Source organism: Curtobacterium sp. AC272 (genome assembly GCF_979258155.1).
The window spans coordinates 3,314,342-3,326,800 of the sequence record NZ_OZ409838.1; the positions used below are offsets into that span (position 1 = coordinate 3,314,342).

Here is a 12,459-nt window from a genome sequence, read left to right on the forward strand (position 1 = left end):
CCGAGTCGGACCGCGCCGGCGGCCCGCGCCCAGCTACTCGGTCGCCTCGGCCTCGGACAGCTCGCGCCGCCCGCGGTACGCCCGGGCCCGCAGCGTGACCACGACCGCCGACGCGACGATGGCGATGCCCGAGCCGACGAGCACGGCGAGCACACCCTCGTCGAGGATTTCCTCGTTCCGGGCGAACGCGAGCTCGTTCATGAGCAGCGAGACCGTGAAGCCGATCCCGCCGAGCACCCCGACGGTGATGATCGAGAAGAACGACAACGACGACCGTCCTGGTGAGCGGAAGATCCGGGTGGCGACCGCGCCGAACAGCGTGATGCCGATGACCTTGCCGACCGGCAGCGCGATGACGACGGCCCAGAACGTGGGCGAGAGCTCGCTGATGCCGACGGCGGGGATGACCACTGCGGCCGACGCGAACGCGAACACCGGCAACACGATGGCGTTCGACCACGGCTCGACGTGCTCGTGCAGCGTGTGCCCCGGGCGGCGGGGAGCACGAGCCCGAGCGCGACGCCGGCGATGGTGGCGTGCACGCCGGAGTGGTAGACGAGCCACCAGGTCAGGAGCCCGACCACGACCATCGCCACGATGAGCAGCGTCTGCCCGTTGCGCCCTGGGCGGAGCATCCGGCCGAGCAGCCAGAACACCGCGAGCGTGACGACGGCACCGGCGAGGGCCAGGAAGTCGGTGTCGTGCGCGAAGACGACGGCGATGATGATGATCGCGATGAGGTCGTCGAGCACCGCGAGCGCGAGCAGGAACACCCGGATGCCGCTCGGCAGCCCGCGACCGAACATCGCCAGGACACCGAGCGCGAACGCGATGTCGGTCGCCGTCGGGATCGGCCAGCCGTGCGTGTACGGGGTGCCCGCGGTGACGAGCAGGAAGATGCCCGCCGGCACGAGCACGCCGCCGACCGCCGCGATGGCGGGGATGATCGCGGTCTTCGGGTTCGACAACTCGCCGTCGACGAGCTCCTGCTTCAACTCGATCGCGACGAGCAGGAAGAAGACCGCCAGCAGGCCGTCACTGATCCAGTGCGCGATCGACAGGTCGAGGCCGACGGCGCCCAGGGGCGGATGCGCGTCAAGCAGCCGTTCGAGGCCGGGGCCGGCGGGCGAGTTCGCGACGACCAGGCCGAGCACGGCGGCGGTCAGGAGCGCGATGGCGCTGAAGCGGGGGGAGCGGACGAGGGACGACATGGATCTCCGTCTCGAGGGGTCGGGTGGTTGTCCGTCGACCAGACTTCCCGACACACCACCGCCAGCATACGTGGGTGAGACGATGGCGCGATGACCGCCGTACCGGACCTCGTCACCGTCGTCGACCGCCTGCTCGCCGAGGACGGGGGCTGCGTCTGGAACCGTGCGCAGACCCACGCCACGCTCGCGCGCTACGCGGTCGAGGAGTCCTACGAACTCGTCGACGCCATCGACGACGGCGACCCGGACGACGTCCGCGAGGAGCTCGGCGACGTCCTGTACCAAGTCGTCCTGCACGCCGGGATCGCCGAACGCGCGGGGGAGTTCACCCTGGAGGACGTCGCCGCCGGGGTCCGCGACAAGATGGTCCGTCGACACCCGCACGTGTTCGGCGACGAGACCGCGGACACCGTCGACGACGTGGTCCGGGTGTGGCGCGCGGCGAAGGCCGCGGAGAAGTCGGCCCGGACGAGCGCCCTCGACGGCGTCCCGCGCGCGATGCCGCCACTGGAGCGGGCCGTCAAGCTGCTGGAGCGCCTGGAGGAGCACGGTGCGGCCGACGCGGCCGTCGCGTCGGTCGTGGCCGCCGCGCCCGTCGCGTCCGGCTCGGCTGCCGACCGGGAGGCCCATGGCACGTCCGCCACGTCGGCTGCGGCACCCGGAGCGGGGACCGCTCGGGCATCGGTCGGCTCTCCGGCACCGGCCGACGGTGCGGGGGCGGTGGACCCGGCGTGGGGGATCGCGATGCTGGAAGAGGTCGCCGGAGCGGTGCGGGACGGGATCGACCCGGTCGCGAGTCTCCGCGCGGCGGTCGCTGCGCTCGAGGAAGCCGGCCGCGCCGCGGAGTGAAGGCGCGGGGAGCCGCAGCGTGCGTGCGCGGGAGCCGCAGCGTGCGTGCACCCGAAAGAGAAGGGCGCCCTCCTAACCCGAAAAAGGAGGGCGCCCGTGAGCGGGTGGGCACACCCCCAGGGAGAGGTGTGCACGCAGAACCCGCTCGGGTCGCGGGGCACACTGCAGCACGGTGCCCACGCGATCGGTCCGGAGAGTGGATCAGGCACGCTCCGAACCGAGGTACTGAATGCAGTATGCCAGTAGGACGCATGCCGCGCAACTCGTCGATGCGCATCTGCCAGACTTGACGCCATGGCGACGACCGTGACGGCACCCCGTGGCATGCGTGACTTCCTCCCGGCGGACAAGGCCCGGCGCGAGCACGTGCTCGGTGTCGTTCGCGACGTCTACTCGCGGCACGGGTTCGACGAGATCGAGACCCCCGTGGTCGAGGACGCCGCACGACTGCACTCCGGGCTCGGCGGCGACAACGAGAAGCTGGCGTTCGCGGTCATGAAGCGCGGGCTCAGCGCCGAGGACCTGCAGACGGCCCAGTCGCCGCTCGACCTCGCCGACCTCGGGCTGCGGTTCGACCTGACCGTGCCGCTCGCCCGGTTCTACGCCTCGCACCGTGCCGAGCTGCCCTCGGTGTTCCGATCGGTGCAGATCGCGCCCGTCTGGCGCGCCGAGCGTCCGCAGAAGGGGCGCTACCGCCAGTTCGTGCAGTGCGACATCGACATCCTGGGGGAGCCGGGGCAGCTGGCCGAGATCGAGCTCATCCGCGCCACGACCGCCGCGCTCGATGCGCTCGGGGTGACCGGCACCACGATCCGCATCAACGACCGGCGGATCCTGCTGACCCTGCTGGCGTCGTGGGGCATCGCGGACCCGGCTGCCGCCGACCGCGCGCTCATCACGATCGACAAGCTCGACAAGATCGGCCCCGACGGCGTCGCCGCCGAGCTCCGCAGCACCGTCGGACAGGAGCTGCCGGGGCTCGAGGACACGATCCGTGCGCTCGGGGCCGCGGACTGGACCACGGTCGAGGAGCTGCGTGGCTCGACGCCGACGCGTTCGCCGACCTACTGCGTCTGCGGGAAGCGCTGCCCGGCGTCGACTTGCGCTTCGACCCGACGCTCGTGCGCGGCATGGGCTACTACACCGGCACGATCTTCGAAGTCGCGCACCCCGACTTCGGCTACAGCCTGGGCGGCGGCGGTCGGTACGACGGCATGATCGGTCGGTTCCTCGGGCAGGACGTCCCCGCGGTCGGCTTCTCGCTGGGCTTCGAGCGGCTGGTCGACCTCGTGACACTCCCGGAGTCCGCCGAGTCGGACGCCGTGGTGCTCGTCTACGACAAGGACGTCGACCCGGTCCGGCTCGCGGCCCTCAAGACCGAGGCGCTCGGATCGCACCGGCGTGTGCGGCTCGAACGGCGCACCAAGAACACGAAGAACCTGCTCGCCGGTCTGGTCGCGCAGGGGTTCTCCGCCTTCGCGACCGTCGGCGCCGACACGACGTCGCTCGAGGGTGTGGAGTTCCGCCCGCTCGACTGAGTTGTCCACACCGGGCGTCACGGTCGACGTCGTGTTCACCTCGGCTCGCTAGGATCGGTCCCGCAAACACCACAACCAATGTGTAGGGAGTACCCCGTGGCCCTGATCGATGCCGTAGGCGCACGCGAAGTCCTCGATTCCCGAGGCAACCCGACGGTCGAGGTCGAGGTCCTCCTCGACGACGGCGTCGTGTCCCGCGCGCTCGTCCCCTCCGGTGCCTCCACCGGCGCGTTCGAGGCGTACGAACTCCGCGACGGCGACGCCTCGCGCTACGGCGGCAAGGGCGTGCTCAAGGCCGTCGACGCCGTCCTCGACGAGATCGGCCCGGCGCTCGAGGGCTTCGACGCCACCGACCAGCGTCTCGTCGACGCCGCGCTCATCGAGCTCGACGGAACCGAGAACAAGTCCCGCCTCGGCGCGAACTCGATCCTCGGTGCCTCGCTCGCCGTGGCCCGTGCCGCTGCCGATTCGGCCGACCTGCCGCTGTTCCGCTACCTCGGCGGCCCGAACGCGCACACGCTGCCCGTTCCGCTGATGAACGTCGTCAACGGCGGTGCCCACGCGGACACCAACGTCGACATCCAGGAGTTCTTCCTCGTGCCCTACGGCGCCGAGTCGTTCTCCGAGGCGCTCCGTTGGGGCGTCGAGACCTACCACGCCCTCAAGGGCGAGCTGAAGAAGCAGGGCCTCGCGACCGGCCTCGGCGACGAGGGCGGCTTCGCGCCGGAGCTCGCGTCGAACCGTGCGGCGCTCGACTTCCTGCTGACCGCGATCGAGAAGGCCGGCTACACCCCGGGCAAGGACATCGCCGTCGGCCTCGACGTCGCGTCCACCGAGTTCTTCCACGACGGCAAGTACTCGTTCGAGGGCAAGCAGCTCTCGAGCCAGGAGTTCACCGCGTACTTCGCCGACCTCGTCGCGAACTACCCGCTCGTCACGATCGAGGACCCGCTGGCCGAGGACGACTGGGAAGGCTGGTCGCACCTGACCGCCGAGCTCGGCGACAAGGTCCAGATCGTCGGCGACGACCTGTTCGTCACCAACCCGAAGCGTCTGCAGCGGGGCATCGACGAGAAGGCCGCGAACTCGATCCTGGTGAAGGTCAACCAGATCGGCACGCTCACCGAGACCCTCGATGCAGTCTCGCTCGCGCACCGTCACGGCCTCACCTCGATCCTGTCTCACCGCTCCGGCGAGACCGAGGACACCACGATCGCGGACATCGCGGTCGCGGTCGACGGTGGTCAGATCAAGACCGGCGCACCGGCCCGCTCGGACCGCGTCGCGAAGTACAACCAGCTGCTCCGCATCGAGGAAGAGCTCGGCGACGCTGCGGTGTACGCCGGTCGCTCGGCCTTCCCGCGCGCCGCTGCCCTGTAACCACCCGGGCCAGCAGTACCAGCACCACCGAGACGCCGTCCTCTTCCGAGAGGGCGGCGTCTCGTCGTGCGCGGACCTCGGCGAGTCGCTGAGAGGCCACCGAACGGCCGCGTGCCGGGCGCCCCCACCGCGTCGGTCGGGTTATCGTCGGGACGTGCCCAGCCAGAAGCCCCGCGTCCGCCGAGTCCCCGTGGCGATGCCTGACGGCAGCACGTCGGCGCAGCCCTGGTACCGCTCGATCCACTTCTCCGGGTTCAGCCTGCTGATGCTCGCGATCATCGTGCTCTTCGTCGTGGTGCTCGCCCCGTCGCTCCGCACGCTCATCCAGCAGCAGGAACAGATCGCCCAGCAGCAGCGTGAGGTCGCGAGCCAGAAGGCCGACGTCACGCAGAAGAAGAAGGACGTCGCCCGCTGGGACGACCCCGCCTACATCGAGGCGCAGGCGCGCGACCGCCTGCTCTACGTGTACCCGGGCGAGGAGAGCTACCTCGTGATGGGGGCCGAGGACCGCAAGGCCGAGACCACGCCGACGACGGACTCCGGGACGCCCGTCAGCACGAAGGTCCAGACGCCGAAGGTGGACTGGGTGCAGGCGATGCTGTCCTCGGTGCTGCAGTCCGGGCTCACCGACGAGACCGCTGCCGACCTCGTGGCCCCGGACGTCTCGGGCACCGGCGAGAGCAAGTAGCACCGAACCGGACCCGTCCGGCGCGACGGTGCGCGGGGCGCCGGGTCTCCGGTAGGCTCACGTTCCCGTGACGACCCTCCTTCGACCCGCCCTCCGACCGCGACGTCCAGGTCGTGTCGGCGCAGCTCGGCCGACCGGCACGCGACGTCATCGGGATCGCGGCACGGTGCGTCTGTGGCAACCCCACGGTCGTCTCCACGAAGCCCCGACTGTCGAACGGCACCCCGTTCCCGACGTTCTACTACCTGTGCCACCCCGCGGCCACCGCCGCGGTCAGCACCCTCGAGGCCAACCAGGTGATGCCGGAGCTGGCAGCACTGCTCGAGGACGACACCACTGCGGCCGCGTACCTCGCGGCCCACGAGTCCTACCTGGCCGATCGCGAGTCGATCGAGCACGTCGACGAGATCGTCGGCATCAGCGCCGGTGGCATGCCCACCCGTGTGAAGTGCCTGCACGCCCTCGTCGGTCACGCCCTCGCCGCCGGACCCGGCGTCAACCCCATCGGTGACCTCGCGCTCGAGCGCGCGGACTGGTCGCCCTCCCGGTGTGAGTGCCGGGCGTATGATGACGGTGCAGACGCTGGAGTCGGGGCGGGTGGCGGCGAAGTCTGACTCGACTCCGAAACCCCCATCCAAGGAGATCATCCCCCGTGCCCAAGATCCTCGTCGTCGGCGGCGGTTACGCCGGTTTCTACACCGCATGGAAGCTCGAGAAGCACCTTCGCCAGGGCGAAGCCGAGGTCGTCATGGTGGACCCGCTGCCGTACATGACGTACCAGCCGTTCCTGCCCGAGGTCGCCGCCGGTTCGATCGAGCCGCGTCACGCGGTCGTCTCGCACCGCCGCCACCTCAAGAACACCCGCGTCGTCACCGCGAAGGTCACCAAGGTCGACCACGCGACGAAGACCGCCACGATCACCCCGACCGAGGGTGAGGCGTGGGAGGAGTCCTACGACCAGATCGTCATGACCGCCGGCGCGGTGTCCCGCACGTTCCCGATCCCGGGTGTCGCGGACGAGGCCATCGGCCTCAAGACGATCGAGGAAGCCGCGGCGATCCGCGACAAGATCCTCACGAACTTCCACAAGGCGGCGAACCTGCCGGCCGGTCCCGAGCGTGACCGCCTGCTGACCGTCGTCGTCGTCGGTGGTGGCTTCGCCGGCATCGAGGTCTTCGCCGAGCTCCGCTCCTTCGTCACCGACCTGCTGAAGAGCTACCCGCAGCTCTCCTTCGACGAGACGCGCTTCCACCTGGTCGAGGCGATGGGCCGCATCATGCCCGAGGTCTCGCTCGAGACCTCGCACTGGGTGCTCAAGAACCTGGCGCAGCGCGGTGCGAACGTGCACCTCGAGACCCAGCTGGCCTCGGCTGTCGGTGGCGTCTGCGAGCTCAAGACGAGCGACGGCGCGATCGAGAAGATCGAGTCGGACCTCATCATCTGGACCGCCGGTGTCATGGCGAACCCGATGGTCAAGGGCACCGACTTCCCGCTCGAGCAGCGCGGTCGCATCCGCGTGCAGCCCGACCTGCGCGTCGTCGACGACAACGGCGTGATCGCGGACGCATGGGCCTGTGGCGACGTCGCCGCCGTGCCGGACCTCACCGGTGGTGGCGTCGGCGGCTTCTGCGTGCCGAACGCCCAGCACGCCGTCCGTCAGGCGAAGCAGCTCGCGAAGAACCTGGTCGCGACCATCCGTGGCGAGGCCACGACCGACTACAAGCACGAGAACCTCGGGGCCGTCGCGGGCCTCGGTCTCGGCATCGGCGTGTTCCAGTCCGGCAAGTTCGCCATGAAGGGCTTCCTGGCGTGGGGCGCGCACCGCGGCTACCACGGCATGGCCATGCCGTCGTGGGAGCGCAAGTGGCGCGTCATCGGCGACTGGGTCGGTGGCTTCTTCCTGGGCCGCGACATCGCGTCGCTCGACGACCGTGAGACCCCGCGCGCTGCGTTCGAGGCCTTCGCGTCCCGTCCGAAGCCCGCGGCCGAGGCCCCGGCAGCTCCGGCCGCCGCTCCGGCTCCTGAAGAGGGCAAGCCCGCTGGTGCCGCAGGCCCGGCGTACGGCGAGCCCGCCAAGGACGTCTCGAACGAGGCTGAGCCCGTGAAGGCCCCGGCCGACGCCAAGTAGTCCCAGCAGCAGTCCGCGAGAGGCGGTCACCCTTCGGGGTGGCCGCCTCTCGCGCATCGGTAGGCTGTTGCGGCCCGCCCCTGTGGCCCAATCGGTAGAGGCATGCGACTTAAAATCGCCGAGATGTGGGTTCGAGTCCCACCGGGGGTACCAGTTCGCTTGGGAGGGAAGCGCAAGCCTTGCCCACACTCACCGTTTACCCACCGCTTTGAGGCCGAAGGTGTTGGGAAGACGTGGCCGCTGGGCCGTATGCGCTCCACCCCGCGAGGTGCTTTTGTAGCTCAGAGGGTGAGGGCGCGTGCAGCTCAAACGCTTCGAGAGGTCGAGGTGCTTCGTTGGCTCGCAGCCACTCGCGAGCCCATGTCAACCACCTGGTCTCGTTGGCGTCGACGTTGGGGTTAGTTGCAGCAGCATCGACGTACGTAGCGATTCTCTGCCTTTGTTCCCAAGCGGTAGCGCGCTCGTCGAGCATCCTGATTCTCTGCGAGCGCTCCCAGCTCGCCCGCGCCTGCTCCATCGCAGCTTGCCACTCTTCTTGCTTTGACCTTTCCCGTTGGGCCACGTGTTGGTCACGCTCGTCGGCCTCAAGACTGCCGACGAGCACAGCTTGCAGAACCCGGCTCAGCTGGCTCTCGAGGGTCTGCGATCGCGTGTCCTTTGCGACGAAGTTGGGCATCCCGGGTCCGGCCACGTCGATCGCGATCCGTCCCGTGGGGACGAACGTGAAGTGCTGTAGGTCCAGCCAGCGAGGGAGTCGCTTGTTGATCGAGGCGCGGGGATCGCGTCGTACCGACCCCTCGCCCTTCAATTCACGAATGACCAGCCGGTAGCTGCGATCGCGGTGCTCAATCCGGAGATGCGAAGCTGCTTGTCGACTCTGCTGCCAAGTCTGCGGAGGGTTCCACCACGGAGCCCCGGTCTTGACGCTCATACCAAGCCGCTCAGCCGTTCGGGCGACGCCCTCCAGGATGTTGATCGCGCGGCGCAGGTGAGGCTGCGTGACGTAGTGCCAGTCCCCGTCGCCGGCATAAAGCTTCACTGCTGGGTGCAGAGTACGAGGTCGCGCGGGCATCGCAACATCGGGGCGGCCGGTCGTATCCCAGTAATCAGGCTTGAATCGCAGCCTTATTGAGCCTGCTCGAGACCCCGTAGCCCGAACGAGCATCTTGCCGTAGGGCCGAGCTTTGGACTGGTTGGCGTTGCGGATCAGGGAGTCCCAGTCCGTGCGCGGGCTGGAGCAGTCGGTCACATCCAAGGAGCCACCCGCCGCCAGCACATCGGCAATGAGCTGTGCGCCGGCAGTGAGCGATTGCTCCTGATTTCGGGTCCGTGCTTGCTCGGTCTCGAGTCTCGCTCGCCCTTCGGCAGTCAAGGTCGCCGTCCACCCCGCGCCTTTCCCCGACAACCTCAGCCAGCCTCGTGTTTCAAGGGCGCGGGCAGTGACGCGGTGCGCGTAGCTGTCGGGCGGGAAGGTCCCGTTCGGGCGTCCTTCGGCGATCCAGGCGAGTACCCGGACCTGCTTGTCGTTGAGGTGGTCGGGCGAGTGGGGCACAGGGCCATACTGCTCGGTCGGCGGTCACAGAAGATGCGCGTTGCCAGCTCCGAGTAGCCGAAGTACACGCGCGGGAGTGCAGCCGGTGGTTGCGGGGTGGTGTGATCGTTGATTTGGCAAGGATCGGCGTGTGGCGGGAGCAGCCGGTATGAGTACGACAGCGGTGCTGTTGCGGAGTCGCTGCGGACTCGGCACCGACGCGCGGCGCAGGCGCAACAAGTTCGGACGGACGGCCGGGCTCCACCCCGCGGATCCGGAGACGATAGAGTCTCGTGTCGTGGGCGGAGGCAAGTACGGGCGGCAGAACCGACGTAAGTCGCGCCGAGAAGTTGCCGAGCAGAAGCGCTTCGCGGAGGAAGCGCGCTCGTGGAGCCCGGATGCCGACGAAGAGACCGAAGAACAGACGATCTTCACGGACGTCACGGCTACGATGCGAGTGACAGAGCGCACGGTTCGCTACGCGCGAAGCGGCATGTTGGCGGAGTTCGCTGTCATCGTGAGCGAGCTGCAGGGCGATGAGTGGACTGAGCGCCTGTGCATCGACACCTGTAATCATGGGACGGTGCACCGTCATCGCGATGGCAACCACAAGCTCGAGCCGGAGACCATCCGGACCATCCAGTCAGCTTCGGACGTCCAAATCGGTCTGTCGGACGCAGTCGATGAAGCATATGATCTGTTTGAGGACCAAGAAGGGTGATGCAGTGGACAAGCGCATCGACAAGACGCGACGCATCATGAAGACGATCGCCCTGGGGCCAAAGCGCTTCGAGCTCCTGAAGCTGGAAGACGGCACGTCGCCTCTGGTGGTGGCGCTCCCTGGCGAGTATGCCAGCGAGGTGGTCGATCGAGTACGTCGAGCCGGAGGGCGCGCGAGCGTTGCGATCGCGTATGCCAAGTCCTTCGAGGTTCTGACCTTTGAGGACAACGCGCCCACCCAGGCTGAGCTCGTGATCAACCACGACCTGAGTATGGGGATGCTTGCAATCAAACTGAAGGAAAACCCGGGCGTCACAGTCCGGCTCCGTTTCCGCGACACAGACGCGGAAGTGCCGTCCTTCGAGTCCGAAATGTCTTACGCCTAGCTACTCACTCCTAATGAATAGGTCGTCGGTTCGATTCCGTCAGGCGGCTCAGACGGAAAGCCCTGGTCAGATCGCACTCATGGAGCGCAATGGCCGGGGCTTTTTCCGACCCAGTGCACACAGCAGTACACACAGCAAGATTGGGAATCAAAATGTCATCGTTGCAGGAACAGGCCGCAGGGACAGTCAACGCATGGGCAGCAAGCTACGGCAACGCCGACATGAACAACGTCACTGACGATGTGGTTGAGATCCTCCGGATCTGCCATCGATACCGTTCGCAGAGCGGTCAACCGCCGCGTGATGCTGGCGAGCTGGCCGACGAGATTGCTCGGTATGCCATCGACAGCTTCGGGCCGTCACCCGAGGACTTCGACAAGGACGAGTGACAGCGGGCGTTCCGCGGCCAGAAGGCACTGTCGATCGATGGGCCGCCCCGCGGATGAGGGTGTACCGATCCGTCCGCTCGGCACCTACGATCAGCCTGTGAAGATCCTCTCCGCAGCAACCGTCGCGCTCGCCCTATTGACGCTATCGGCATGCTCGAGCGAGTCTGCGTCGGAACAGTCTCCCACTCCAACTGTTGAGGTGGCGTCGGAAAATCAGGTGGCCTCGGTCGTCGCGGAGTACGCGGCGGACTGGCAAGACACGATCGACAGTGCGCAGGAATGTCTCGTCGGATATGTCGCCGGCACGGACGTCGCGACCGAGTATGTCTGTCAGACGCGCGAACAGACCATGGGCGTTACGGCTGGACTCGCGTCCCGCGACCTCCGCAAGCTCAACGTCCCAGACTCCATGTCGTCTCTGGTCGACGAGACAGACGACATTCTCACGAAAATCAGCAGAACCGACCTCGCCTCGCTGTGCGGAGAGGATAAGTGGGACGTGGAGCGGGAGGACTGCTCGACGGCTCTCGGTCAGCGCAGGGCGTTCTACCAGCAGCTGAATTCGAAACTAGCGGCCTGGTCGCCCTACCTCTGAACTAACGACGAGAACGCCCCCACCTAGGTAGGTGGGGGCGTTCGTATGCCTGGCTGATTTCCCGCCGTGAATGGTGGACCAGGCACCGTCGGATGGTACCGACTAGCTGGGCGCGCGTCGAGGTCTCCGCGGCTGGGTGGCCTCGAGCGCAAACGGGATGATGTCAGCGAGGATTTCGGCGTCGTTCCCCTCGGGGTATGGCATCTCCGTGGCAATGCCCCAGTCCTGCATGATCCGGCCAAGCCACCGGGCTAGAGCGCCCTGGCGCTGTCGGTCTTCCCGCTTGAACGCGTCGAACGCGTTTTGAACCTCGTCGGCTCGCTTCTCGGCAGCCGCTGCACGTCGCTCAGCAGCCTCTACGCGGGAGATTAGCTGTTCGTTCGACCGGAGTACCCGGTCCGCCCAGCCGTCCGGGTCAGCGGCGATCTGTGCCTTGCCCTCAGCAATGCGCTCTTCCTCGTCGGGTACCGTCGCCCCGCGTGCTGTCCGAACTTTCGCCAGGATGCCGAGGTAGGTCAGGACTGCGGCGATGGTGACGCCGGCAGTGGTCACGATCGAAATGGCTACCTGGTCGCTCATGCATGCCGACCCTTCGTGTTCTGGGTCGTAGGCCGCAGCCGTTCCTCCCGGACCATCTCTCCGATGATGTCGAATATCCGCCAGAGCGACGCGTACATACGGATGCCCACGAGCGTGAGCGTGAGTGCACTGGTGACGTTGCCCTTGAAGATGTAGAAGACCGTCAGAACCGCGTACACCGCCAAGCCGAGCTCAACCATGATCCGGCCGACGAGCTCGAGGCGATCGTGCATGACCGCGAGGCTGACCATCGCTGTCACTGCTCCGGCCAGGATCATGGTTGCCCAGGCGTACAAAAAGACAGGGACAGTGAAGTCACCGACGATCTTGGACCCGAGCACCAGCGACCACAGCCCGAAGCCTGCAACGCCGAAGTCGATACCCGGCAGCAGGTATCGGTAGATGCTCCGGAATCGGGGCGGAACGAGAGGCAGCGCATCCTTCGACCAAACGGTCTTCATGATG

At 67.6% G+C, this 12,459-nt stretch carries 12 protein-coding genes, 1 tRNA gene and 2 pseudogenes; 11 read left to right on the plus strand and 4 right to left on the minus strand.

Annotation, left to right across the window (positions count from 1 at the left end; translation table 11 throughout):
- Positions 1–33: 33 nt before the first annotated feature.
- Positions 34–1,211, minus strand: a pseudogene (gene nhaA / locus ACZZ0J_RS17040) (Na+/H+ antiporter NhaA).
- Positions 1,212–1,301: 90 nt separating this feature from the next.
- Between nhaA and ACZZ0J_RS17045 the strand changes: the two are divergent.
- From ACZZ0J_RS17045 to ACZZ0J_RS17075, 7 genes and pseudogenes are all read left to right on the plus strand, one after another.
- Positions 1,302–2,060, plus strand: a complete 759-nt coding sequence (locus ACZZ0J_RS17045; RefSeq protein ID WP_463437793.1) for a MazG family protein — start codon at positions 1,302–1,304, stop codon at positions 2,058–2,060.
- A gap of 294 nt (positions 2,061–2,354) precedes the next feature.
- Positions 2,355–3,598, plus strand: a pseudogene (gene hisS / locus ACZZ0J_RS17050) (histidine--tRNA ligase).
- Positions 3,599–3,694: 96 nt separating this feature from the next.
- On the plus strand, positions 3,695–4,978 hold the full coding sequence (gene eno / locus ACZZ0J_RS17055; protein ID WP_111084825.1) for a phosphopyruvate hydratase: 1,284 nt from the start codon (positions 3,695–3,697) through the stop codon (positions 4,976–4,978).
- A gap of 154 nt (positions 4,979–5,132) precedes the next feature.
- The gene (locus tag ACZZ0J_RS17060) at positions 5,133–5,666 is read left to right on the plus strand and encodes an FtsB family cell division protein (protein ID WP_111084824.1); all 534 of its coding nucleotides are present in this window, start codon (positions 5,133–5,135) and stop codon (positions 5,664–5,666) included.
- Between the two features lie 113 nt (positions 5,667–5,779).
- Complete coding sequence (locus ACZZ0J_RS17065) at positions 5,780–6,280, plus strand: DUF501 domain-containing protein (RefSeq protein ID WP_205464068.1); 501 nt, start codon at positions 5,780–5,782, stop codon at positions 6,278–6,280.
- Between the two features lie 38 nt (positions 6,281–6,318).
- Positions 6,319–7,794 (plus strand): NAD(P)/FAD-dependent oxidoreductase, encoded by a 1,476-nt coding sequence (locus ACZZ0J_RS17070; protein ID WP_123294735.1) that lies wholly within the window; start codon positions 6,319–6,321, stop codon positions 7,792–7,794.
- A gap of 76 nt (positions 7,795–7,870) precedes the next feature.
- Positions 7,871–7,947, plus strand: a tRNA-Leu gene (locus ACZZ0J_RS17075).
- 43 nt (positions 7,948–7,990) lie between these two features.
- Here the strand turns inward: ACZZ0J_RS17075 and ACZZ0J_RS17080 are convergent.
- Entirely contained in the window at positions 7,991–9,346 is a 1,356-nt protein-coding gene (locus ACZZ0J_RS17080; RefSeq protein WP_463437794.1) for a hypothetical protein, read from the minus strand.
- 277 nt (positions 9,347–9,623) lie between these two features.
- Here ACZZ0J_RS17080 and ACZZ0J_RS17085 point away from each other — a divergent pair, with 277 nt between their 5' ends.
- From ACZZ0J_RS17085 to ACZZ0J_RS17100, 4 genes are all read left to right on the plus strand, one after another.
- Complete coding sequence (locus tag ACZZ0J_RS17085; RefSeq protein ID WP_463437795.1) at positions 9,624–10,046, plus strand: hypothetical protein; 423 nt, start codon at positions 9,624–9,626, stop codon at positions 10,044–10,046.
- 4 nt (positions 10,047–10,050) lie between these two features.
- Complete coding sequence (locus tag ACZZ0J_RS17090; RefSeq protein ID WP_463437796.1) at positions 10,051–10,431, plus strand: hypothetical protein; 381 nt, start codon at positions 10,051–10,053, stop codon at positions 10,429–10,431.
- Positions 10,432–10,583: 152 nt separating this feature from the next.
- Positions 10,584–10,820 (plus strand): hypothetical protein, encoded by a 237-nt coding sequence (locus tag ACZZ0J_RS17095; protein WP_463437797.1) that lies wholly within the window; start codon positions 10,584–10,586, stop codon positions 10,818–10,820.
- 97 nt (positions 10,821–10,917) lie between these two features.
- Entirely contained in the window at positions 10,918–11,415 is a 498-nt protein-coding gene (locus tag ACZZ0J_RS17100; protein ID WP_463437798.1) for a hypothetical protein, read from the plus strand.
- Positions 11,416–11,517: 102 nt separating this feature from the next.
- Here ACZZ0J_RS17100 and ACZZ0J_RS17105 read toward each other — a convergent pair whose 3' ends face one another.
- Positions 11,518–11,994, minus strand: coding sequence for a hypothetical protein (locus ACZZ0J_RS17105; RefSeq protein WP_463437799.1), 477 nt, complete (start codon positions 11,992–11,994; stop codon positions 11,518–11,520).
- A complete protein-coding gene (locus ACZZ0J_RS17110; RefSeq protein ID WP_463437800.1) occupies positions 11,991–12,455 on the minus strand; it encodes a hypothetical protein in 465 nt (154 codons plus the stop codon). Before ACZZ0J_RS17110 ends, ACZZ0J_RS17105 begins: the two co-directional genes overlap by 4 nt.
- Between the last annotated feature and the right edge of the window lie 4 nt (positions 12,456–12,459).